Here is a 23,064-nt window from a genome sequence, read left to right on the forward strand (position 1 = left end):
GCGTTTTATTCGGTCCAAAAATCTACTTTGAAGGTTGTTTTTATGGGTGTGCTTTGCGGTAACAAATCACCACCGCATTCAAATGCGATATAGTCTCTATCGCCATCGTTCGCCATGAATGACCCTGTAATCGGACATTTGTAAGAACCTGTACGCATCACCTTTGCATTGTCTAAACCTTTCTCATATGGCACGGTCGCAACCATAGAATGATACTTCTGTATGAATTGGAGATAACCATAGGTGTTACCGTTATAGAGTTCACTACCTGAGTTATATTCTACAACGTAAGATTGAGAAGTTAGTAGTTTAGCAGTAGATGGCACTCCTGGCTCTGTCGGGTTTGAAGTCTCGCCGCCATTTTCACTACCTATATTTCCTAAACCACCATCACTGATAATTATTGAGTTATTCGGAAGGCGACCACCCGCACTTAATTCTAACGGAATTTTTACCGTGTAGTCAGCGTTAGCTGCTGACACTGTGAATATTGCTGACAAAGCGATTATCATTTTTGAGGTTCTCATTTTCCACCTTCCTTTGTTGTTATTGTTGATTTGATAAACACTTTGTCATATACGAGATATGCGAACAGCGTGAGCATCACGCATATCGAAAATAAATCAGGGCAAATAAAGGCCATTGCAGCTATTAAGCTGCTAAAAGCAAAGATAAAAATATGATGATTCATAAGAGATAAAAAGTTACTTAATATTATTATTACATAATAATATTAAAAATCAATAGCACTTGTATCTTGCTCGATGTTCTTCTGTAAAAGTAATACCTTCTTTCGAAAACATATCTCGATATTTTCTGCACTCCCATTTGTAAGCTGGGTTTGATTTATCAAGCTCTAATCTTTTCTGAGCATGTTCATCATTACTCGCTTTGAGTCTACTGTACATTTCTCGACTGACGCTATCAGTGAAATCGTTAGTAAAAACAATGTCTTCATAATCTCTGGAAATCTCAAGGTTCTTTAAGAACACCCTGCAATCTTCACGCTGATAGTGTTCGAGTTGTCCAAGTCCTGCTGTCGCATTGATGCTTTCGCAACCTTCTTCATCTCGCACGACAACAAGGCATTCAGCACCGACAATCTCGACATTCGAGCCTATGATAGTGGCAGAGTTTTCAGACCCTGTAATAGACTCAACTTCGTCTTTGAACTCATTGTAATTCTCTAATCGACAAAGACAGCTTTGATAATTCTTGTCGATGTAGTCTTTCATTTTTTCATATGTTCCGGCTTTGCGAGTCACATTTTCACTTTGTTGACGAACATCTTTACAGGTATCTGCATAAGCAACATCAAAAGCACCTGATGATAAAAGAGCGGTTAAAAGCATTGCTGATATTTTCATTTTTTCTCCTTAAAAGTTAATTCCTATCTGATGTAGCGTGTCGATAAACATCGTCGCGGTATGTGGAATATCCACAATCAACGCAGACGCTGTCATCGTGATTATGGGTTTGCCATACCCGTGCTGGGCCGACCCATTTGCTACCTGGGTGAGGCCATACGCACCTGTCAAAAAGTAAATGAACCCAATTACTTGAAAAATACCGATGATAATTTCTATGTTCTGCATGAATGCTTGAGCGGTTGAGTCACTTGATAATCTGGTGATACGTTCTTTTAAAGGCCCAGTAAGGCCCGAGATTTCGTCTTTAAAGCAGCTTGATGATACAGATTGACTCTCATCTATCATCGTGCAGAAATCGACCTTAAAATACGTATTAGTAATCACGCTGAGTGAAGGTGAAACGTTCATCATGACGACGCCAGCAAGAATGTAAATTGCTGGGGCACCCCACCCAAATTTTGAGCCTTGGTTGCCGATCTGTATAAGCTTATAGCCGCCTGCGATGGTCACGGCTAAGCCAATTAAAAATCCTGTGATGATGATGAGCTTGTTAAATTCTGCGATAAGTTCAACACGATTAGACGTTGCGTCTTCAACGGAAGCCCCTAATGCGAACGCAGGGACTAAAAGCAAAGCCACTGTTATCAGTTTGCCAAAATTCTTAACATTCATTTTTTCCTTGTGTGGTTTAATTTGGTTGAGTGCAGGCTATTGCCTTACACTCGTTATTTAGGTTTTTGGTCTATCTTGTTCGACCTTTTCTGAACGCCTGCCTTTATCTGGTCAACAGTACGATTCAAATCTGCAATTGCTTTCTCTGCATCGAATTCACTCAAAAACTCCTTCGATAGAGGGTCAAAAAATAGACCTTCACCTTCTACTTTAGAACTTATCAGTTCTTCGTCGCATTGAGCAGCTAACGCGATGATGAGCAGTGATTTCAAAGCACTGAGGTTGTTCTCATCAAGTGCTTTTGACGCAGCAGCTTTGAGCTTTTGAGCTAAACCCTGATTTTTGAATGTCAGTACTATCTCTGATATTCGCTGCATCATGTCTTGTGCAGTCATCATGTTGATTGTTTGTTTCTTTTTCGTCATTCTGTTTCTCCTTTATTAGATTGAACTATCGTCGAAATATTCATCTTCAACGAATTTTGGTTGCGTAGGCTCTTCTTCGAAAGTAGGCTTTACGTCAAATTTCTTGCCGTCATTAAACGCTGATAAATCTTTCTTTTTCATATACAAGCTGCTGTGTGAGTAGTCTATTTTGAAAGCGACTGTTTTTCTCCCACCATTTTTTTCTTCTGTGAAACCTGAAATAAGATTTAGCTTTTTCAACTCTTCATTTGCTTTGCGAATTTTGAAGACAAATTTTTTGTCTTCTGTAGTGCCTACTAAAAATCTTTGCTTTAGCATCTCTACAGAAAACACATTGATTTTGTTCATTCGATTGCAAACATACAGCACATACAAAATTCTTTGATACTCGTTTTTTAGCTTTGCAAGCACTCTGAAATCAATTTCGTATAATTCGCGTAGGTCGTTAAAGAACGCTACGAAATGCTCAGAGAACTCGAAGCGAGATGACTTTCTATCTACGGTGTATGAAGTGAAGAAAGAGAAGCCCTTTCTTTTCTTGTCTTGCTCGTACTGAAATATCATCGTTGACATTTTTTCGATTGAGTCGAAATAGTCGTTGAAATACATGGTTCTATGATTTTTAGCTACATGAAGTTCATCGAGCATTTCATTGTTTTCAAACTCAACAATCCTTGAGCGACTTTTAATCATCTTCTTATAGATAAATAAAAAATATTCGAAGTCATTAAATATTGACATATTCAATGCTTTAAGCTTGATGTTCTTCAAGTCTTGGAATTTGCTGATTCTAATATCATTGAACTGGTCTGCTGCTCTTTTAGTGTTGAAGAATGGCAAAGCCAAAAACACTTTTGGAACTGAGATAAAATCACTGCGAGAGTAAATATTTCTTTCTTTAGCTATAATATCGTATTGCATCGGTTCCCTTTTCTCTTATTTATGTAAATATTGAACCACATATTTATCAATAATCAAGAGATAACAGGAAAAATAAAACAAAAACTTGGCACCGTATTATAGTGCTCTCTCAAAATAACCATTAAATAAAAGAAATAAATTTGAAATAACAACAATCGGGAACCGAAACGCCACTAAAAAACAACAATCGGGAACCGGCATTTTTGATATTATCCCGATTTCAAGCCATTAACAGCCTGTTTCAAAGGGGTAAAATAGATTTACTACGTAAATGTTATTAAAATACATTCACAGCAAAAGCCATTCTGATATACAGCTTTTAGAGATAAGGCCCTTTCTTTTGACATTGTATAACTCGATAGTTATGATTTGTTCGTGTGGTTTTTCTCAACGACAATAGATAGGCTCGACATATGATATTCGACAGAAACGAATATGAAGAATTTTACGAAGATTATTCTCAATGCGACAGAGAATCGCTCGGTCTTGAAATAGATAACATAGACTTTGACAATGTGTCGCAAGTCGCAGCAGCAAGTGCAGTGATTCTATATGTCTTAACTGACTGTAAGCATGACGTTACGGTCGTAGAAGACGACGATGACCTTTATTTTCACGTTGCTGATGTAAAAATTTCGTATGAAGCGGCAAAGCGAAATTTAGAAGAGCGTCGAGGTGTAGGCTACGTTTTCGATTGTTACGTGGCTGAAAGGTCGTTAGAAACAGCTTTGAAGTGGTAGATCGATAGGATATTAAAGCCTCTTGAGCGAGGCTTTTTTGTGCCCATTGTGGTTATGGCCCTTTGATTGGAAAGTATTTTTCTTGAAAAATCACAATGTTTTTTCGCAGAAATCTCAAGAATTTTTGAGTTATCGAATTTTCCACATCTTAATTTATGGCTTGTTTACGCCAATAAAACGTGTCAATAGCAAATCGAAAATATATTTAAGGTTGGACATTAACTTTACGATAGGGTTAGACCTTATCAAAAAACATGAAAATAGTTAGGCCCTTTAATTTGACAATCTCTTTTTATATGTTCTAATAATAGTAACAGAACAGAAAAGGAGACTTATGAACAAACAAATTAAATTCAATGCGGCAGAAATTGCAAATGATGTATTTATCAGCGTTTCAAATGCTTTAAGTGATACTTACTTTTTCAGCCCGTCATATTCAGGTCATTTGCTCATTACTAACAATAAAGCATCATATGACGATGCTTATTATATATTGAGTGACTACTTTCACTCAGAGCAATATCAAGAAGCGACACAGAAAAAGATTCACTTGATTGACCTTGATGAGTTTGACCATGATGCTGTGTCTATCAAGCTCACTAAAACGCACAAATTTAAGCCTGTGTCGTCTGTTTCAAAGTGTCATAGGTTGACTCAGCATATCGCAAAAGCAGACCAGCCAATTAACAACGTTGTTGCTGATAAATTTGTGATGATGGCTTTTGATGAGATGTTGCAGCCAGACGACTTCTTCAAATTTCACGAAGTGCGAACAGAATACAGAGTTTCTATATCACTTGTGAAAAATAGAAAGGTTTTCAAAACCATCAAAGTAAACATGGGCTATCTGACGTTGATAGCAACATCAAAGCAGTTTGATTATCAAGAGTGTGAAAGTCAGGAAAAGAAGGCCACAAGACCATCACTTTTTAACCCTGTTTATCGTGTCGATAACATAGAGTTCATGGCAACATTTAATGACAGCAAGAGCTATTATCGTGATGTAGTCGATATGCTCAAAATATAAAGAGTCTCGAAAGAGGCTTTTTTCTTGTGTCAATTTTCCGTTTTCTGTTGAGAAGATTTAAAGTCATGAGAGTTAGGCCCTTTTTTTGGCCTTTGCTTTTACATGCGAAGCATACCCCCAGATTGGCGAGCCACCGCACGCCCGCTTTTCCGCTATTTATTGGTGCTTGTCCGCACCGATGCGAAGCCTCGGCACGATCAACCACCCCGATCCAGATCCAGCTAACCGAAGAGTTGAGGGTTATGGTTGGCGAAGCTTTCCGCCCCTTCATTCCACAACGATATGAATAGGTCCCAACCCATTTTATGGTTTGGCTGGATTATTTTGATGCTCATTCCAGGTACTGGATCATATAGATTATCGTAGACGAGCTTAACGTATTCTCGATGATGATCGCTTTTTACCGCTGCTGGATATTTTGCTTGCCAATAAATTATATGCGAATAAATGTCTAAAATCGCCGCTTCGTCCTTAGTGGCATCAATCCCAGCCTGAACTCTTAGGTCGTTTAGGCGGTGTATGTTTTTAGGTAGCTGCTTTTTGGAAACGATGACGGCTTTATAGATAAGCTCCAGCGACAGGCCGCATAACATATCGAATACTGAGTCGTCCGCACCGCCACTAATATTGCAATTTGACTTGAGCCACTGTGAAACCTCAGTGGCATTTGAGATCGTGTACCACATTGCTGCGGCAGAATTACGCATCTCTGTAGATTTGTTGAACCAATACATAGGCTCCATTCTACGTCTTTCAAAATCGCTTTCGTAATAGTCCATGATTCACCGAAAGGAGCGGTTGCGGGTGGGTAGGGAGTAGGTGCACTGTTTAGTTGCTTATGCTGCCTTGTCTGATGGCGAGAAAAAATAAGATAGCAAGCCAGAGATAAGAATTATCGGACCTAATACATAGGTTACCTGAACCCCTATGTAGGAAACCGTGCACCATATAAGGATGTATAAGAGCAGTGAGGCTACAAATACTACGGTGGACTTCTCGTAAATCCATTTCTTCATGGCCTTTCCTTTGGGAAATCATATGTGTTGCACGATGTGGCCTTTCAGCCGAGATTGAACCAGCGTTCAATGTTTTCATCCGTCAGATGAATTTTTGCCATCTCATTCCATTTTTTGCAGCTGCTGACCCATTGAGCACCTTCGAATTGTTTTCGCTCTGCCATTTCAGCAAAGGTAGGATTGTTGTTTTCAGCTGAAAGGCTTTCGAGAATTGCCTTCGTTTTCTTCCAACCCTCTGGATCGCTTCGGCGGGAAATAATGAAGTTCTCAATAAGAGTTCTAAGGCACAAAATGAGAGCTTGCTCCCTAACCTTCCCAGATCTAAGTTCTTCAATTTGATCAAGAAAAACGGATGTCATGGTATCGGTGCTTGGATCAGCGTTCAGCCCTGGCATCGCCGATACGAGAAATACAACATCCATTTGTTGTACAGGGGCGAGATTTTTAACCCATGCCAAAATTTCGTCGAGAGGTGAGATCATGATTGCCTCAGCTGCAGGCAGCGATAAGTTGAGTAGCTGCAGGTATGTAGTTAGTAAGGACACCACCTGCAGCACCTTCAAGAATGTTCCGTGCGGAAGATAGGCATTCTCGGAGAATCGATTTCTTTGGAGAGGATGAGCCGAGCTGAGCTTTGATTGTGTCAAGGTCAGCTTTCAAGGACTGTTTAGCTTCTTGGTCATCATCAAGTTTGTGTAGATCTTTTCTCAACTCATCGATGAATGACTCCAGATCATTTCGGAAATCCGTCGTGCCGTAGTTTTGATTTGAGTTATCGCTATCTTGTTGGATCTGAGAGTTGTGCATGCTCCCAATAGTTATGGTGTTATACGTTACAGACGCTGCTGCAGCTTTTTCTTCCTTCGAAAAGCTCATGCCTTCACCATGGATGCCTTGTAGTTCAAGTTCTAATGCGAATTGCAAAACCTTATCGCGGATACCATAAATAATGTTATTAAGGGTGCTTGAATCAATTTGCAGACCCGGCTCCATTTTGAACCGCATGCCGTTCTGCAGCATCTCGGAGAGTCTTGCGGGAAAAGCAAGCACAATGCTGTTGTTATTCGCTGCATGCTCGCAAAGCTTACCGATAGGTTGTGAAATTTTTCGACTCGTGACCGTCTCACGAATGCTTGGGTTATCTATTGATAGAGGGATGTGACCGTTAATGGGGTTGTAGCAGACGAGTGTCCCTCTTACATGACGATAATCAGGAATATCATCGTTGGATCTGTAGCCTTGCAGTTCATTTTCAATCCACGCAGAAATAGAAGGAGCGTTTAGCTTGATAGAAACGGCTTTCGCTTTTCTCAGCAAGGCCATGATGTGGATTGACTCGTTGAGTGCATCTGCTTGCAGTTCTGCTACTAACCCTGCCATGGGACACCTTACGCCATTAAATGGCCATACTGTGCCCTGCGGAAGCGATGTACTGCAAGAAGCTCATGCAAGGCAAGGGGGCTGCCTTACGGAAGGATCGTGGTGCGTGGCTTTCTACAGACGAGGCTAGGGGTAGGTGGTCCTGCCCATGGGGCCGCATCAGAGAAACGCATCGTTGGCCGGAAGGAAACGACCGGGCCAACCCACCCGCCACAGCGGATATGATTTTGGTTTTTTGTAGGAAAAATGAGAAAATCAGAGGAAAAAAGGTAGATTTTTTGGATAGAAAAAGGGGTAGAAATTTCTTTCTACCCCTTCTCTAAGTCCTTGATTTACAAGGAAAATGATGGTGCCCCGAGGGAGACTCGAACTCCCACTCCTTTCGAAAACGGATTTTGAATCCGCCGCGTCTACCAATTCCGCCATCAGGGCGTGGCGCGCAGTATAAAGAGGTGCCGCTGGTCGGTCAATCGGCTTTCATGGTCAATTTTCACACATTGGGCTAAACTTCCCGGCCCTGCCGAACCGAACATCATCATGCGCGTCGCCGATTTTTCCTTCGAACTCCCTGATTCCCTGATCGCCCGCCACCCGTTGGCCGAGCGCCATGGCAGCCGTCTGCTGGTGCTCGATGGGCCTACCGGCGCGCTGGCGCACCGGCAATTCCCCGACTTGCTCGACTATCTGCGCCCCGGCGACTTGATGGTGTTCAACAACACCCGGGTGATCCCGGCGCGGTTGTTTGGCCAGAAAGCCTCCGGCGGCAAGCTGGAGGTACTGGTCGAGCGCGTGCTCGACAGCCACCGGGTGCTGGCCCATGTGCGCGCCAGCAAGGCGCCCAAGGTTGGCGCGGTCATCCTCATCGATGGCGGTGGCGAGGCCGAAATGGTCGCGCGCCATGACACGCTGTTCGAGCTTCGCTTCACCGAAGAGGTGCTGCCGTTGCTCGACCGTGTCGGCCATATGCCGTTGCCGCCCTATATCGACCGCCCGGACGAGGGCGCCGACCGCGAGCGCTACCAGACCGTGTACGCCCAGCGCGCCGGCGCGGTTGCCGCGCCTACCGCAGGCCTGCACTTCGACGAGGCGCTGCTGGAAAAGATCGCCGACAAGGGCGTCGAGCGCGCCTTCGTCACCCTGCATGTGGGCGCCGGCACCTTCCAGCCGGTGCGGGTCGACAAGATCGAAGACCACCACATGCATAAAGAGTGGCTCGAAGTGGGCCAGGATGTGGTCGATGCCATCGAGGCCTGCCGGGCCCGTGGTGGTCGGGTGATCGCGGTTGGCACCACCAGTGTGCGTTCGCTGGAAAGCGCCGCGCGTGATGGCGTGCTCAAGGCCTTCAGTGGCGACACCGACATCTTCATCTACCCGGGCCGGCCGTTCCATGTGGTCGATGCCCTGGTCACCAACTTCCATCTGCCGGAGTCCACGCTGCTGATGCTGGTCTCGGCTTTCGCCGGCTACCCCGAGACCATGGCTGCCTACGCAGCGGCGGTCGAGCATGGGTACCGCTTCTTCAGTTACGGTGATGCCATGTTCATCACCCGCAATCCGGCGCCACGCGGGCCCGAGGATCAAGCATGAGTCGCACCTGTCGAATGTCCTTCGAACTGCTGGCCACCGACGGCAAGGCCCGTCGGGGTCGCATCACCTTCCCACGTGGCACCGTGGAAACCCCGGCATTCATGCCAGTGGGGACGTATGGCACGGTCAAGGGCATGCTGCCACGCGACATCGAGGCCATCGGCGCCGAGATGATCCTCGGCAACACCTTCCACCTGTGGCTGCGTCCGGGCACCGAGGTGATCAAGAAGCACAACGGCCTGCACGATTTCATGCAGTGGAAAGGCCCGATCCTCACCGACTCCGGTGGTTTCCAGGTATTCAGCCTGGGTGCCATGCGCAAGATCAAGGAAGAGGGCGTGACCTTCGCTTCGCCGGTCGATGGTTCCAAGGTGTTCATGGGCCCGGAAGAGTCGATGCAGGTTCAGCGTGACCTGGGCTCGGACGTGGTAATGATCTTCGACGAGTGCACCCCGTACCCGGCCGAGCACGATGTGGCACGCACTTCCATGGAGCTGTCGCTGCGCTGGGCCCAGCGCTCGAAGAACGCCCATGCCGACAACACCGCAGCGCTGTTCGGCATTGTCCAGGGCGGCATGTACCAGGACCTGCGCATGCGCTCGCTGGAAGGCCTGGAAAACATCGGTTTCGACGGCCTGGCCATTGGCGGCCTGTCGGTGGGCGAGCCCAAGCACGAAATGATCAAGGTGCTGGATTATCTGCCGGACCAGATGCCTGCTGACAAACCTCGTTACCTTATGGGGGTAGGCAAACCGGAAGATCTCGTTGAGGGTGTGCGCCGCGGCGTCGACATGTTCGACTGCGTGATGCCGACGCGTAACGCGCGCAACGGTCATCTGTTCGTTGATACAGGGGTGATCAAGATCCGCAATGCGTTCCATCGTCACGATGAATCGCCGCTGGATCCGACCTGTGACTGCTATACCTGCACCAACTTCTCGCGCGCCTATCTCCATCATCTGGACAAATGCGGCGAAATGCTGAGCAGCATGCTGAATACCATCCACAACTTGCGCCATTATCAGCGCTTGATGGCCGGTTTACGCGAGGCTATTCAACAGGGTAAATTGGCCGCCTTTGTCGACGCCTTCTACGCCAAGCGCGGGCTTCCTGTACCGCCCTTGGACTGACTGTCCGCATCCATTATTAGAAAATTACATTAGGAGTGCCCAATGAGCTTCTTCATCCCCGCCGCATACGCGGACGCTGCAGCACCTGCCGCTGGCCCAGCCGGTACCGGCTTCGAGTGGATTTTCCTGGTCGGTTTCCTGGTCATCTTCTACCTGATGATCTGGCGCCCACAGGCCAAGCGCGCGAAAGAGCAGAAGAACCTGCTGAGCAACTTGCAGAAAGGTGACGAAGTTGTCACCAACGGCGGCATCGCCGGCAAGATCGTCAAGGTTTCCGATGACTTCGTGGTGCTGGAAGTGTCCGACACTGTCGAGCTGAAGTTCCAGAAGGGTGCCATTGCTGCGACCCTGCCAAAAGGTACGCTCAAGGCTATCTGAGTTACCGGTTTTATTTTCCAGTCGGGGCGCGCAACGCGCCCCGCGTCTTGAACGGGCGGCGTGATGCTGAACAAATATCCTCTGTGGAAATATGCACTGATCGTGCTGGTACTGGTGGTCGGTTTCATTTATTCCGCTCCCAACCTCTACCCGGATGACCCGGCGGTACAGATCAGCGGTGCCAGCTCGGCGCTGCAGGTGAATCAGGCCGATCTTGATCGCGTCAGCAAGGCGCTGGTCGATGCCAAGATCGCTGTCAAGGGCGCAAGCCTGGGTGAAAAGGGCAGCGGGCTGATCCGCCTGACCAATCAGGAAGACCAGCTGCCAGCCAAGGATGTAGTGCGCAAGGCACTGGGCGATGATTACGTCGTGGCCCTGAACCTGGCCCAGACTACCCCGCAATGGCTGCGCAACCTGGGCGCAAGCCCGATGAAACTGGGCCTGGACCTGTCTGGTGGTGTGCACTTCCTGCTGGAAGTGGACATGGACAAGGCCATGACTGCCCGCATGAAAGTCTACGAAGGCGAGGTCAAGACCTTGCTGCGCAAAGAGCGCGTCCGCTACCGCAGCCTGCCTCAGCAGGATGGCGGCATCATGCTGGGCTTCGCTGACGATGCCACCCGCGAACAGGCACGTGCCCTGATCCGCAAGAATTTCAATGATTTCGACCTGACCACCACCGACCGCAACGAGCTTGCGGTGCTGCGTCTGGCGCTGACCCAGGCGAAAGTCGCCGAGATCCGCGAATACTCGATCAAGCAGAACCTCACCACCGTGCGCAACCGCGTGAACGAGCTGGGTGTGGCAGAGCCTCTGGTACAGCGCCAGGGCGCCAACCGTATCGTGGTCGAGCTGCCAGGCGTGCAGGACACCGCCGAAGCCAAGCGTATCCTTGGTAAAACGGCCAACCTGGAGTTCCGCTTCGGTGCCGAACCGGGTGCATCCAAGGCCACTACCGAGGTGTTCGAGTTCCGTGAGGGCGGCCGCTCCGCCGCAGTCGAGCGGGGCCTGATCATCACGGGTGACCAGGTTACCGACGCCCAGGCCAGCTTCGACGAGCATGGCCGCCCGCAGGTGAACATTCGCCTGGATGGCCACGGTGGCGAGCTGATGAGCCGTGCTACCCGTAGCAACGTCGGCCGTAGCATGGCGGTGATCTTCATCGAGCAGAAGCCGGTTACCCGCTACGTCAAGCAAACCGTCGGCGGCGTCGAGAAGGACGTTGCCGTACAAAGCTTCGTCGAAGAGAAAAAAATCATCAGCCTGGCGACCATCCAGTCGCCGCTTGGCAGCCAGTTCCGCATCACCGGTCTGAACGGCCAGGGCGAATCGTCCGAGCTGGCCCTGCTGCTGCGTGCCGGTGGTCTGGCTGCGCCGATGTACTTCGCTGAAGAACGTACCATTGGCCCAAGCCTGGGGGCTGACAACATCACCAAGGGTATCGATGCGTCGCTGTGGGGCATGCTGTTCGTCTCGCTGTTCATCATCGCCATCTACCGCGGCTTCGGCGTGATCGCCACCATCGCCCTGGCGGGCAACATGGTCCTGCTGCTGGCGTTGATGTCGCTGCTGGGCGCTACCCTGACGCTGCCGGGTATTGCCGGTATCGTGCTGACCATGGGTATGGCGGTGGACGCCAACGTGCTGATCTTCTCGCGTATCCGCGAGGAGCTGAAAGCCGGCATGTCGGTGCAGCGTGCCATCCACGAAGGCTTCAATCGTGCGTACACCGCGATCATCGACGCCAACCTGACCAGCCTGCTGGTCGGCGGTATCCTGTTCGCCATGGGTACCGGCCCGGTCAAAGGCTTTGCGGTTACCATGTCCCTCGGGATTTTCACCTCGATGTTCACCGCCGTCATGGTGACCCGCGCAATGGTCAACCTGACCTGCGGCGGGCGTGACATCAAGAAGCTGTGGGTTTGAGGGAGCTGCGATGAAAACCATCAACTTCATGGGCGTGCGCAATGTCGCGTTCGCCATTACCGTGCTCCTCACCGTGCTGGCGCTGTTCAGCTGGTGGCAGAAGGGCCTTAACTTCGGCCTGGACTTCACCGGTGGTACGCTGATCGAGCTGACTTACGAGCGCCCGGCCGACCTCAAGGCAGTGCGTGCCGAGTTGGTCGACTCCGGTTTCCACGAGGCGGTAGTGCAGAGCTTTGGCGCTACCACTGACTTGCTGGTGCGTATGCCAGGCGATGACCCGCAGCTGGGCAACAAGGTCGCTGCTGCGCTGCAAAAGGCCGGGGGTGACAACCCGGCCACGGTCAAGCGTGTCGAGTTCGTCGGCCCGCAGGTCGGTGAAGAGCTGCGCGACCAGGGTGGCATGGGCATGCTCTTGGCCCTGGGCGGTATCCTCATCTACCTGGCCTTCCGTTTTCAGTGGAAGTTCGCCGTGGGGGCGATCGTTTCGCTGATCCATGACGTGGTGGTGACCCTGGGTATCCTGTCGTTCTTCCAGATCACCTTCGATCTGACGGTGTTGGCAGCGGTGCTGGCGATCATCGGCTACTCGCTGAACGACACCATCGTCGTGTTCGACCGGGTACGTGAAAACTTCCGCGTCATGCGCAAGGCATCGCTGATCGAAAACATCAACGTTTCCACCACCCAGACCTTGCTGCGCACCATCGCTACTTCGGTTTCGACCTTGCTGGCCATTGCCGCGCTGCTGTTCTTCGGGGGTGACAACCTGTTCGGTTTCTCGCTCGCCCTGTTCATTGGTGTCATGGCCGGTACCTACTCGTCGATCTATATCGCCAACGTGGTGCTGATCTGGCTGAACCTGAACAGCGAAGACCTGATCCCGCCGACCAAGGCCGAGGGTGTGGATGATCGTCCGTAAGGGCTAGTCCATCACCGCCTGGCGGTGTAAAAGGCGCGAGTATTGAACTCGCGCCTTTTTTTTTGCTCCAAGGCTGGGAGAAGCGCGGGTTGATACCCGCTGGTACGATCAGGAGGTCCACGTGAACAAATCAATGCTGGTGGGTGCGGTGCTGGGTGCTGTCGGTGTGACTGCCGGAGGTGCTGTCGCGACCTACAGCTTGGTCAACAAGGGGCCTGAGTATGCCCAGGTCACCGACGTGCAGCCGATCAAGCAACAGGTGAAAACCCCGCGCGAAGTGTGCAAGGACGTTACCGTTACGCGCCAGGCGCCGGTCAAGGACCAGCATCAGATCGCCGGCACCGTCGTGGGTGCGCTGGCCGGTGGCTTGCTGGGTAACCAGATTGGTGGTGGCACCGGCAAGAAGATTGCCACGGTGGCCGGTGCGGTCGGTGGTGGTTATGCCGGTAACAAGGTGCAGGAAGGCATGCAGGAGCGTGATACCTACACAACCACGCAAACTCGCTGCAACACGGTCAACGACATCAGCGAGAAGGTGGTGGGCTACAACGTGACCTATTCCATCGGTGATCAGGTAGGCAAGGTGAAGATGGATCGCGAGCCGGGATCGACCATTCCGCTGGACAAGAATGGCAAGTTGATCCTGAGCGAAGCGGGTCAGTAATTTGCGTGGCCTGTGTCGGCCTCTTCGCGGGTAAACCCGCTCCTACATGGAACGCATTGTCCCTGTAGGAGCGGGTTTACCCGCGAAGAGGCCGGCACAGGCCGCGCAAAACCACCAGGCACAAAAAAAGCACCTCGAGAGGTGCTTTTTGTTTGCCAGCAATCTGCGCTTAGCGCTTCATGCTTTCTGGCAGGTGCGGTTGGATGGCAGTCAGTACTGCCTTGAAGCACTTGATGTTGCCTGCAACGATGTGACCTTTGTCGAGGAAGTCGTGGCCACCGTTGAAGTCGCTCACCAAGCCACCGGCTTCCTGGATTAGCAGTACGCCAGCTGCCATGTCCCATTCGGACAGGCCCGACTCCCAGAAGGCGTCGAAGCGGCCAGCAGCCACGTAGGCCAGGTCCAGGCTGGCGGAGCCGGCGCGGCGGATGCCGGCGGTCTGGCCGGTCAAGGCGCGGAACATGCCCAGGTAGTTGTCCATGTCCGCCATCTGGCCGTCACGGAACGGGAAGCCGGTGCCCAGCAGGGCGCCTTCCAGGCTTGTGCGCGAGCTGACGCGCAGGCGGCGGCCATTGAGTTGGGCGCCACGGCCACGGCTGGCGGTGAATTCTTCCTGGCGAACCGGGTCGACGATCACGGCGTGCTCAAGGCGGCCGCGGTATTTGCAGGCGATGCTGACGGCGAAGTGCGGGATGCCGCGCAGGAAGTTGGTGGTGCCGTCCAGCGGGTCGATGATCCACAGGTAATCTTTGCCTTCTTCGCCGCTACCCGCGTGCAGGCCGGTTTCCTCGCCCTGGATGGAGTGGTTCGGGTAGGCCTTGCGCAGGGCGTTGACGATGCTCTGCTCGGCGGCGCGATCGACTTCGGAAACGTAGTCCTTGGCCTCTTTCTCATCGACCTTGATGCTATCCAGGCGTTCGATGGAGCGGAAAATCAGTTCACTGGCGCTGCGAGCGGCGCGCAGGGCGATATTCAGCATAGGCTGCATGGGCGGGTCACCTGGAGATGTTAAAGAAGAAAGCCGATCATTCTAGCAGAAAACTTTGGCGGCAGAAGTGTCACATTTGCTTTCATGGCGTTACGTCTGTCGGTTCTGTAAGATCGAAGGCCCTGATTCCTGCATCTGTGAGCACAACACCTTGCTGCAAAATATTCGTGTTGTTCTGGTCAATACCAGCCACCCCGGCAACATCGGCGGCGCTGCGCGTGCCATGAAAAACATGGGCTTGTCGCGTCTGGTGCTGGTGCAGCCGAAAGAATTCCCCGCCGTGGATGCCAGTGCCCGTGCTTCGGGCGCCGACGATGTGCTGGATAACGCCCAGGTGGTCGACAGCCTCGAACAGGCGCTGGTCGGCTGCAACCTGGTGATGGGCACCAGCGCCCGCGAGCGCAGCATTCCCTGGCCGTTGATCGGCCCGCGTGAATGCGGTGCCAAGGCGGTGGAGCATGCCAAAGGCGGCGAGGAAATCGCCCTGGTGTTCGGGCGCGAGCACGCCGGCCTGACCAACGAAGAACTGCAGCGATGTCACTTCCACGTGCACATTCCCTCCAACCCCGACTTCAGCTCGCTGAACCTGGCGGCTGCCGTGCAGGTGCTCTCCTACGAGGTGCGCATGGCCTGGCTGGCTGCCGGTGAAGCACCGGGCAAAGTCGAGAAGGTTGACGCCGCTGAGCTGGCGACCATGGATGAAATGGAGCTGTTCTACGACCACCTGGAGAAAACCCTGGTGGGCATCGGCTTCCTCGACCCCGAAAAGCCCAAGCACCTGATGCCGCGCCTGCGCCGGCTGTATGGGCGGGTGGCGGTCGAGCGTTCGGAAATGAGCATTTTGCGCGGCATCCTCACCGAGACCCAGAAGGTGGTCCGGGGCGAGCCGCATAAACGGAAGGACTGACAGATGTTCGAACGTCTGCGTGAAGATATTCAAAGCGTATTCCACCGTGACCCGGCTGCACGCAATGCCTTCGAGGTGCTCACTTGCTACCCCGGCATGCATGCCATCTGGCTGCACCGCCTGGGCAATGCGCTGTGGAGGCGTGATTTCAAATGGTTGGCCCGGCTGGTGTCGAACTTCGGTCGCTGGCTGACCGGTATCGAAATCCACCCTGGCGCCACCATTGGCCGGCGCTTTTTCATCGACCACGGTATGGGTATCGTCATTGGCGAAACCGCCGAGATCGGTGATGACGTCACCCTGTACCAGGGGGTGACGCTCGGTGGCACCAGCTGGAACAAGGGCAAGCGCCACCCCACCTTGGAAAACGGCGTGGTGGTAGGGGCGGGTGCCAAGGTGTTGGGGCCTTTCACGGTCGGCGCCGGGGCCAAGATCGGTTCCAATGCGGTGGTCACCAAGGCGGTGCCGGCCGGGGCTACGGCGGTGGGCATTCCGGGGCGGATCATCGTCAAGAGCGAGGACACCGAAGTCGAAGCCAAGCGTAAGGCAATGGCCGAGAAGATCGGCTTTGACGCCTATGGTGTGAGTGGCGACATGCCCGACCCGGTGGCGCGGGCCATCGGCCAGATGCTCGATCATCTGCAGGCCGTCGACGAACGGTTGGAGGGTATGTGTGGCGCGCTGACCAAGATGGGCAGTGACTATTGCGCCAAGGAACTGCCGGCCTTGCCGGAGGACGACTTCACCGAGGTTACCCAGGTGGCCCAGCGCGACACTCAGCCGCATTGATCGCGCCGCACTGAAGTCACGGTGGCATGTGGGGCGTGTGCTCGCGCCCCTCGTCTGCTACAATCGCGCCCGCCTCCCTGATGCAAACCCGACTAAAGCAGTAGGTCTAATAGTTGACTTAAATGCTCGGGAATCGCATACTCGCACACATCCTGAAACTCCCGTGGTACCCAATAGCCATGCGACTGACTACCAAAGGCCGATACGCCGTGACCGCCATGCTCGACCTGGCGTTGCACGCGAAGCATGGGCCGGTGTCTTTGGCCGATATTTCCGAGCGCCAGGGCATTTCCCTCTCTTATCTGGAGCAGCTGTTCGCCAAGCTGCGTCGCAGCAGCCTGGTTTCCAGTGTGCGCGGTCCAGGCGGTGGCTACCAGCTGTCGCGGGGCATGGAAACCATCCAGGTGGCCCAGGTTATCGACGCGGTCAACGAATCGGTCGATGCCACCCGCTGCCAGGGGCTCGGGGACTGCCATGCCGGTGATACCTGCCTGACCCACCACCTGTGGTGCGACCTCAGCCAGCAGATCCATGAATTCCTCAGCGGCATAAGCCTGGCCGACCTCGTCAAGCGCCGTGATGTGCAGGAAGTCGCCCAGCGCCAGGACCTGCGCCGTGTCGCAGGACGAACCGCCCAGCTGGACAAGATTGAGACGTCTGCCGTCGATTGATCCCCTGGGACGACGAGCGACGCCACCGCCTGATAGGAGAGACAAATGAAGTTGCCGATCTACCTTGATTACTCTGCGACCACTCCGGTCGACCCACGCGTGGCCCAGAAGATGGCCGACTGCCTGCTGGTCGACGGGAACTTCGGTAACCCGGCCTCGCGCTCCCACGTCTTTGGCTGGAAAGCCGAGGAAGCGGTGGAGAACGGTCGCCGCCAGGTTGCCGAGCTGATCAACGCCGATCCGCGCGAAATCGTCTGGACCAGCGGTGCCACCGAGTCCGACAACCTCGCGCTCAAAGGTGTTGCGCACTTCTATCAGACCAAGGGCAAGCACATCATTACCTCCAAGATCGAGCACAAGGCGGTCCTGGATACCGCTCGCCAGCTGGAGCGCGAAGGTTTTGAAGTCACTTACCTGGAGCCAGGCGAAGACGGCATCGTCACCCCGGCCATGGTAGAAGCGGTGCTGCGCGACGACACCATCCTGGTCTCGCTGATGCATGTGAACAACGAAGTCGGCTCGATCAACGACATTGCTGCCATCGGTGAACTGACCCGTTCGCGCGGCGTATTGTTCCATGTCGACGCCGCCCAATCGGCCGGCAAGGTCGAAATCGACCTGCAAAAGCTGAAAGTCGACCTGATGTCGTTCTCGGCGCACAAGGTCTATGGCCCGAAAGGCATCGGCGCGCTGTACGTCAGCCGCAAGCCACGTGTACGTCTTGAAGCCATCATTCACGGCGGCGGTCATGAGCGCGGCATGCGTTCGGGCACCCTGCCGACCCACCAGATCGTCGGCATGGGCGAAGCCTTCGCCATTGCCAAACAGGAAATGGTTGCAGAAAACGCACGCATCAAGGCCCTGAGCGACCGCTTCTTCAAGCAGGTCTCAAACCTTGAAGAGCTGTACGTCAATGGCAGCCAGACAGCACGTGTACCGCACAACCTGAACCTGAGCTTCAACTACGTCGAAGGCGAATCGCTGCTGATGTCGCTGAAAGACATCGCCGTATCGTCCGGTTCGGCCTGTACCTCCGCGTCGCTCGAGCCGTCCTACGTACTGCGTGCTCTGGGCCGCAACGACGAGCTGGCGCACAGCTCGATCCGCTTCTCCTTCGGCCGTTTCACCACCGAAGAAGAAGTCGACTACGCCGCGCAGAAAGTCTGCGAGGCCGTCAACAAACTGCGTGAGCTGTCGCCGCTGTGGGATATGTACAAAGACGGCGTTGACATCTCCAAGATCGAGTGGGCCGCCCACTAAGCAGTCGCCGGCAAGAGCGGCTCCCTGATGAGGAAGGAATTGCACCATGGCATACAGTGAAAAGGTCATCGACCACTACGAAAACCCGCGCAACGTCGGCAAGATGAATGCCGAAGACCCGGATGTCGGCACCGGCATGGTCGGCGCCCCGGCCTGCGGTGACGTGATGCGCCTGCAGATCAAGGTCAACGAGCAGGGCGTTATCGAAGACGCCAAGTTCAAGACCTACGGCTGCGGTTCGGCCATCGCGTCCAGTTCCCTCGCCACCGAGTGGATGAAGGGCAAGACCCTGGACGAGGCCGAAACCATCAAGAATACCCAACTGGCCGAAGAGCTGGCGTTGCCGCCGGTCAAGATTCACTGCTCGGTACTCGCCGAAGATGCCATCAAGGCAGCCGTACGCGACTACAAGCAGAAGAAAGGCTTGATCTAAGTCGCCTGTTGCAAGGTAAGGAGTTCTGATGGCTATCAGCATGACAGAAGCCGCCGCCAACCACATTCGCCGCTCCCTCGACGGGCGCGGCAAAGGTGAGGGCATTCGCCTGGGCGTGCGCACCACCGGTTGCTCGGGTCTGGCCTACGTGCTGGAATTCGTCGACGAACTGGCGGACGAAGACCAGGTGTTCGAAAACCATGGCGTCAAGGTGATCATCGATCCCAAGAGCCTGGTCTACCTCGATGGCACCGAACTGGATTTCGTCAAGGAAGGGTTGAACGAAGGCTTCAAGTTCAACAACCCCAACGTGCGCGGTGAGTGTGGCTGCGGCGAAAGCTTCAACGTTTGAGGCTGGCTGTGGGTACTCCTTGTCATTACGCATTGTTTGACCTCCAGCCAAGCTTCCGTCTGGATCTCGACAAGCTGGCCACTCGCTATCGCGAGCTGGCCCGCGAAGTCCATCCCGACCGCTTTGCCGACGCCTCCGAGCGTGAGCAGCGGGTAGCGCTGGAAAAGTCCGCAGCACTCAACGACGCCTACCAGACCCTGCGCAGTGCGCCGCGGCGCGCCCGCTATCTGCTGGCCATCAGCGGCCATGAAGTGCCTCAGGAAGTCACGGTCCACGACCCTGACTTCCTGTTGCAGCAGATGCAGTGGCGTGAAGAGCTCGAGGATTTGCAGGACGAAGCCGACCTTGATGGTGTCGGCGTGTTCAAGAAGCGCCTCAAGGCTGCCCAGGACACGCTGAACGAGGACTTTGCCGCCTGCTGGGATGCCCCAGGCGAGCGCGACAAGGCCGAGCGCCTGATGCGCCGCATGCAGTTCCTCGACAAGCTCGCCCAAGAAGTGCGCCAACTGGAAGAGCGCCTCGACGATTAACCCGGTGTTGCCCGTGATGACACCTAAGGTATTCAGATAAGCATGGCCCTACTGCAGATTGCCGAACCCGGTCAAAGCCCTCAGCCTCACCAGCGTCGCCTGGCGGTGGGGATCGACCTGGGTACCACCAACTCTCTGGTCGCTGCACTGCGTAGCGGCCGCAGCGAGCCCCTGCCCGACGCGCAGGGCAACGTCATTCTGCCGTCCGCGGTGCGCTACCTCGACGGGCGTATCGAAGTGGGGCAGGCTGCGCGTGACGCCGCCTCCAGCGACCCGCTGAACACTGTGCTGTCGGTCAAGCGCCTGATGGGGCGCGGCCTGGCCGACGTCAAGCAACTGGGCGAGCAATTGCCGTACCGCTTCGTTGGCGGTGAGTCGCACATGCCGTTCATCGACACCGTGCAGGGTCCGAAAAGCCCGGTGGAAGTGTCTGCCGACATCCTGAAGGTGTTGCGCGAACGTGCCGAAGCTACCTTGGGTGGCGAGCTGGTAGGCGCGGTGATCACCGTGCCGGCCTATTTCGATGACGCCCAGCGTCAGGCTACCAAAGATGCTGCGCGTCTGGCCGGCCTGAACGTGCTGCGCCTGCTCAACGAACCGACTGCGGCCGCCGTAGCCTACGGCCTGGACCAGAACGCCGAAGGCGTGGTGGCCATCTATGATCTGGGCGGCGGTACTTTCGATATTTCCATCCTGCGCCTGACCGCTGGCGTATTCGAAGTGCTGGCCACCGGGGGTGATACCGCCCTTGGGGGGGATGACTTCGACCACACTATTGCCGGCTGGATCATCGAACAGGCGGGTTTGTCGTCTGACCTCGACCCGGCTACCCAGCGCGCGCTGCTGCAAACCGCTTGCGCCGCCAAGGAGGCCCTGACCGACGCTGACGTGGTCAACGTCAGCCACGGTGCCTGGCACGGTGAGCTGACCCGCAGCGCCTTCGAAGCCATGATCGAACCATTGGTTGCCCGTAGCCTGAAGGCTTGCCGCCGTGCGGTGCGCGACAGTGGTGTTGAGCTGGAAGAGGTCAGCGCCGTAGTCATGGTCGGTGGTTCTACCCGCGTGCCGCGTGTGCGTGAGGCCGTCGGTGCACTGTTCGGGCGCACCCCGCTGACCTCGATCGACCCAGACCAGGTGGTGGCCATCGGTGCCGCCATCCAGGCTGACACCTTGGCCGGCAACCGCCGCGAAGGTGGCGAGCTGCTGCTGCTCGATGTCATCCCGCTGTCGCTTGGTCTTGAGACCATGGGCGGGCTGATGGAGAAAGTGATCCCGCGTAACACCACCATTCCGGTGGCGCGTGCTCAGGAATTCACCACGTACAAAGACGGCCAGTCGGCCATGATGATCCACGTCCTGCAGGGCGAGCGCGAGCTGATCAGTGACTGCCGTTCGCTGGCCCGTTTCGAGCTGCGCGGTATTCCGGCCATGGTTGCCGGTGCTGCGAAAATCCGCGTCACCTTCCAGGTGGATGCCGATGGCCTGCTCAGCGTCGCTGCCCGCGAGCTGGGTTCGGGCGTGGAAGCCAGCATTCAGGTCAAGCCGTCCTACGGCCTGACCGACGGCGAAATCGCCCGCATGCTCAAGGACTCCTTCGAAAACGCCGGTTCCGACAAGCACGCCCGCCAGTTGCGTGAGCATCAGGTAGATGGCGAGCGGCTGCTCGAGGCGGTACAGGGCGCCCTGGACGCCGACGGCGAGCGCCTGCTCAGCAGTGACGAGCGCGACGCCATCGAATTCCAGATGCAAGAACTACGTGATTTGCTGACCGGCACCGATGGCGCAGCCATCGAGCAACAGACCAAGCGTCTGTCGCAGGTGACCGATGCATTTGCCGCCCGTCGCCTTGATTCGACGGTCAAAGCCGCACTGGCCGGGCGCAACCTGAATGAGATCGAGGAGTAATCGATGCCGCTGGTGACATTCCTGCCGCATGAGAAGTTCTGCCCCGAGGGGCTGACCGTGGAGGTCAAGCCCGGGACCAACATCCTGGAGCTGGCCCACGACCATCACATCGAGATGGAAAGTGCCTGCGGCGGCGTCAAGGCCTGTACCACTTGCCACTGCATCGTGCGCAAGGGCTTCGATTCGCTCGAAGAGGCTGACGAGCTGGAAGAGGACATGCTGGACAAAGCCTGGGGCCTGGAAGCGCAATCGCGCCTTGGTTGTCAGGTTTTCGTCGCTGACGAAGACCTGACCATCGAGATCCCCAAGTATTCGCTCAACCATGCTGCTGAAGCACCGCACTGAGGGCCTGTACATGAGTCTGAAATGGGTTGATGTACTTGAGATCGCAATCCAGCTTGCAGAAAGCAAGCCTGAGGTCGATCCTCGTTATGTGAATTTCGTGGACCTGCACCGCTGGGTGCTGGCATTGCCAGAGTTCAGCGACGATCCGTCACGCGGCGGTGAGAAAGTGCTCGAGGCAATCCAGGCCGCCTGGATCGACGAAGCCGACTAAGCGTCACTTGCAGGTTAGGCAATCCCCCGGAACCCGCGTATAATTCGCGGGTTTAATTTTTCGTAACACTCATATTCTGGAGTTTTCCATGGCTGTTCAACGTACTTTCTCCATCATCAAGCCTGACGCAGTTGCCAAAAACGTCATCGGCAAGATCACCACTCGCTTCGAAGAAGCCGGCCTGAAAATCGTTGCCTCGAAAATGAAGCAACTGTCCAAAGCCGAAGCCGAAGGCTTCTACGCTGAGCACAGCGAGCGCGGCTTCTTCGGTGACCTGGTTGCCTTCATGACTTCCGGTCCGGTCGTTGTCCAGGTTCTGGAAGGCGAGAACGCCATTGCCAAGAACCGTGAGCTGATGGGTGCTACCAACCCTAAAGAAGCTGCTGCCGGCACCATCCGCGCTGACTTCGCCGAGTCGATCGACGCCAACGCCGTTCACGGTTCGGACTCCGAAGCTGCTGCTGCTCGCGAAATCGCTTACTTCTTCGCTGCTACCGAGGTAACCACTCGCTAAGCGA

Annotated in this window: 28 protein-coding genes and 1 tRNA gene; 19 read left to right on the forward strand and 10 right to left on the reverse strand. The window is 54.1% G+C overall.

Annotated elements, in window-relative coordinates:
- Nucleotides 1–5 precede the first annotated feature (5 nt).
- From REH59_RS04240 to REH59_RS04260, 5 genes are all read right to left on the reverse strand, one after another.
- Entirely contained in the window at nucleotides 6–527 is a 522-nt protein-coding gene (locus tag REH59_RS04240; RefSeq protein WP_320450392.1) for a hypothetical protein, read from the reverse strand.
- 213 nt (nucleotides 528–740) lie between these two features.
- Nucleotides 741–1,367 (reverse strand): hypothetical protein, encoded by a 627-nt coding sequence (locus tag REH59_RS04245; RefSeq protein WP_320450393.1) that lies wholly within the window; start codon nucleotides 1,365–1,367, stop codon nucleotides 741–743.
- 9 nt (nucleotides 1,368–1,376) lie between these two features.
- Entirely contained in the window at nucleotides 1,377–2,042 is a 666-nt protein-coding gene (locus REH59_RS04250; RefSeq protein ID WP_320450394.1) for a hypothetical protein, read from the reverse strand.
- A 53-nt stretch (nucleotides 2,043–2,095) separates the two neighbouring features.
- A complete protein-coding gene (locus REH59_RS04255; protein ID WP_320450395.1) occupies nucleotides 2,096–2,467 on the reverse strand; it encodes a hypothetical protein in 372 nt (123 codons plus the stop codon).
- Nucleotides 2,468–2,482: 15 nt separating this feature from the next.
- Nucleotides 2,483–3,388 (reverse strand): hypothetical protein, encoded by a 906-nt coding sequence (locus REH59_RS04260; protein WP_320450396.1) that lies wholly within the window; start codon nucleotides 3,386–3,388, stop codon nucleotides 2,483–2,485.
- A 413-nt stretch (nucleotides 3,389–3,801) separates the two neighbouring features.
- On the opposite strand from REH59_RS04260, the gene REH59_RS04265 reads away from it, so the two are divergent.
- Together REH59_RS04265 and REH59_RS04270 are read left to right on the forward strand one after the other, a co-directional pair.
- Nucleotides 3,802–4,128 (forward strand): hypothetical protein, encoded by a 327-nt coding sequence (locus REH59_RS04265; RefSeq protein WP_320450397.1) that lies wholly within the window; start codon nucleotides 3,802–3,804, stop codon nucleotides 4,126–4,128.
- A gap of 334 nt (nucleotides 4,129–4,462) precedes the next feature.
- A complete protein-coding gene (locus tag REH59_RS04270) occupies nucleotides 4,463–5,155 on the forward strand; it encodes a hypothetical protein (protein ID WP_320450398.1) in 693 nt (230 codons plus the stop codon).
- 221 nt (nucleotides 5,156–5,376) lie between these two features.
- Here the strand turns inward: REH59_RS04270 and REH59_RS04275 are convergent, their stop codons facing one another.
- The 4 genes from REH59_RS04275 to REH59_RS04290 form a co-directional block, all read right to left on the reverse strand.
- On the reverse strand, nucleotides 5,377–5,934 hold the full coding sequence (locus tag REH59_RS04275; RefSeq protein WP_320450399.1) for a hypothetical protein: 558 nt from the start codon (nucleotides 5,932–5,934) through the stop codon (nucleotides 5,377–5,379).
- Nucleotides 5,935–6,215: 281 nt separating this feature from the next.
- A complete protein-coding gene (locus tag REH59_RS04280; protein WP_320450400.1) occupies nucleotides 6,216–6,653 on the reverse strand; it encodes a hypothetical protein in 438 nt (145 codons plus the stop codon).
- 7 nt (nucleotides 6,654–6,660) lie between these two features.
- Nucleotides 6,661–7,551 (reverse strand): hypothetical protein, encoded by an 891-nt coding sequence (locus REH59_RS04285; RefSeq protein WP_320450401.1) that lies wholly within the window; start codon nucleotides 7,549–7,551, stop codon nucleotides 6,661–6,663.
- A 347-nt stretch (nucleotides 7,552–7,898) separates the two neighbouring features.
- Nucleotides 7,899–7,983: transfer RNA gene (locus REH59_RS04290), tRNA-Leu, on the reverse strand.
- A 105-nt stretch (nucleotides 7,984–8,088) separates the two neighbouring features.
- On the opposite strand from REH59_RS04290, the gene queA reads away from it, so the two are divergent.
- The 6 genes from queA to REH59_RS04320 all read left to right on the forward strand — a co-directional run bounded on the left by queA (nucleotide 8,089) and on the right by REH59_RS04320 (nucleotide 14,155).
- Nucleotides 8,089–9,138 (forward strand): tRNA preQ1(34) S-adenosylmethionine ribosyltransferase-isomerase QueA, encoded by a 1,050-nt coding sequence (gene queA / locus REH59_RS04295; RefSeq protein WP_004576301.1) that lies wholly within the window; start codon nucleotides 8,089–8,091, stop codon nucleotides 9,136–9,138.
- 14 nt (nucleotides 9,139–9,152) lie between these two features.
- Nucleotides 9,153–10,268: a tRNA guanosine(34) transglycosylase Tgt gene (gene tgt, locus REH59_RS04300; protein WP_003248558.1), complete on the forward strand. Its 1,116-nt coding sequence runs from the start codon at nucleotides 9,153–9,155 to the stop codon at nucleotides 10,266–10,268.
- Between the two features lie 42 nt (nucleotides 10,269–10,310).
- A complete protein-coding gene (gene yajC / locus REH59_RS04305; RefSeq protein ID WP_003248556.1) occupies nucleotides 10,311–10,646 on the forward strand; it encodes a preprotein translocase subunit YajC in 336 nt (111 codons plus the stop codon).
- A gap of 63 nt (nucleotides 10,647–10,709) precedes the next feature.
- On the forward strand, nucleotides 10,710–12,572 hold the full coding sequence (gene secD, locus REH59_RS04310) for a protein translocase subunit SecD (RefSeq protein WP_012051243.1): 1,863 nt from the start codon (nucleotides 10,710–10,712) through the stop codon (nucleotides 12,570–12,572).
- Between the two features lie 10 nt (nucleotides 12,573–12,582).
- Entirely contained in the window at nucleotides 12,583–13,491 is a 909-nt protein-coding gene (gene secF / locus REH59_RS04315; RefSeq protein WP_012051244.1) for a protein translocase subunit SecF, read from the forward strand.
- A 121-nt stretch (nucleotides 13,492–13,612) separates the two neighbouring features.
- Nucleotides 13,613–14,155, forward strand: a complete 543-nt coding sequence (locus REH59_RS04320; protein WP_003248550.1) for a glycine zipper 2TM domain-containing protein — start codon at nucleotides 13,613–13,615, stop codon at nucleotides 14,153–14,155.
- A 169-nt stretch (nucleotides 14,156–14,324) separates the two neighbouring features.
- Here REH59_RS04320 and suhB read toward each other — a convergent pair whose 3' ends face one another.
- Entirely contained in the window at nucleotides 14,325–15,143 is an 819-nt protein-coding gene (gene suhB / locus REH59_RS04325) for an inositol-phosphate phosphatase (protein WP_003248548.1), read from the reverse strand.
- Between the two features lie 151 nt (nucleotides 15,144–15,294).
- On the opposite strand from suhB, the gene trmJ reads away from it, so the two are divergent.
- The 11 genes from trmJ (at nucleotide 15,295) to ndk (ending at nucleotide 23,060) form a co-directional block, all read left to right on the forward strand.
- Entirely contained in the window at nucleotides 15,295–16,050 is a 756-nt protein-coding gene (gene trmJ, locus REH59_RS04330; RefSeq protein ID WP_029611811.1) for a tRNA (cytosine(32)/uridine(32)-2'-O)-methyltransferase TrmJ, read from the forward strand.
- Nucleotides 16,051–16,053: 3 nt separating this feature from the next.
- On the forward strand, nucleotides 16,054–16,839 hold the full coding sequence (gene cysE, locus REH59_RS04335) for a serine O-acetyltransferase (protein WP_003248544.1): 786 nt from the start codon (nucleotides 16,054–16,056) through the stop codon (nucleotides 16,837–16,839).
- 179 nt (nucleotides 16,840–17,018) lie between these two features.
- A complete protein-coding gene (gene iscR, locus REH59_RS04340) occupies nucleotides 17,019–17,510 on the forward strand; it encodes a Fe-S cluster assembly transcriptional regulator IscR (RefSeq protein ID WP_003248542.1) in 492 nt (163 codons plus the stop codon).
- Nucleotides 17,511–17,555: 45 nt separating this feature from the next.
- A complete protein-coding gene (locus tag REH59_RS04345; protein WP_003248541.1) occupies nucleotides 17,556–18,770 on the forward strand; it encodes an IscS subfamily cysteine desulfurase in 1,215 nt (404 codons plus the stop codon).
- 46 nt (nucleotides 18,771–18,816) lie between these two features.
- A complete protein-coding gene (gene iscU, locus REH59_RS04350; RefSeq protein WP_003248539.1) occupies nucleotides 18,817–19,203 on the forward strand; it encodes a Fe-S cluster assembly scaffold IscU in 387 nt (128 codons plus the stop codon).
- 28 nt (nucleotides 19,204–19,231) lie between these two features.
- Complete coding sequence (gene iscA, locus REH59_RS04355) at nucleotides 19,232–19,555, forward strand: iron-sulfur cluster assembly protein IscA (protein WP_003248536.1); 324 nt, start codon at nucleotides 19,232–19,234, stop codon at nucleotides 19,553–19,555.
- Nucleotides 19,556–19,563: 8 nt separating this feature from the next.
- Nucleotides 19,564–20,085 carry a co-chaperone HscB gene (gene hscB, locus REH59_RS04360; protein ID WP_014861258.1) on the forward strand — a complete coding sequence of 174 codons (522 nt, stop codon included), beginning with the start codon at nucleotides 19,564–19,566 and terminating at the stop codon, nucleotides 20,083–20,085.
- A 42-nt stretch (nucleotides 20,086–20,127) separates the two neighbouring features.
- A complete protein-coding gene (gene hscA, locus REH59_RS04365) occupies nucleotides 20,128–21,990 on the forward strand; it encodes a Fe-S protein assembly chaperone HscA (protein ID WP_014861259.1) in 1,863 nt (620 codons plus the stop codon).
- A 3-nt stretch (nucleotides 21,991–21,993) separates the two neighbouring features.
- Nucleotides 21,994–22,335, forward strand: coding sequence for an ISC system 2Fe-2S type ferredoxin (gene fdx, locus REH59_RS04370; protein ID WP_003248531.1), 342 nt, complete (start codon nucleotides 21,994–21,996; stop codon nucleotides 22,333–22,335).
- 10 nt (nucleotides 22,336–22,345) lie between these two features.
- Nucleotides 22,346–22,546: a Fe-S cluster assembly protein IscX gene (iscX, locus tag REH59_RS04375; protein WP_003248529.1), complete on the forward strand. Its 201-nt coding sequence runs from the start codon at nucleotides 22,346–22,348 to the stop codon at nucleotides 22,544–22,546.
- A gap of 88 nt (nucleotides 22,547–22,634) precedes the next feature.
- Nucleotides 22,635–23,060 carry a nucleoside-diphosphate kinase gene (ndk, locus tag REH59_RS04380; protein ID WP_003248526.1) on the forward strand — a complete coding sequence of 142 codons (426 nt, stop codon included), beginning with the start codon at nucleotides 22,635–22,637 and terminating at the stop codon, nucleotides 23,058–23,060.
- Nucleotides 23,061–23,064 lie beyond the last annotated feature (4 nt).

This window comes from Pseudomonas sp. BO3-4, assembly GCF_034044115.1.
Classification (GTDB): Bacteria; Pseudomonadota; Gammaproteobacteria; order Pseudomonadales; family Pseudomonadaceae; genus Aquipseudomonas; species Aquipseudomonas alloputida.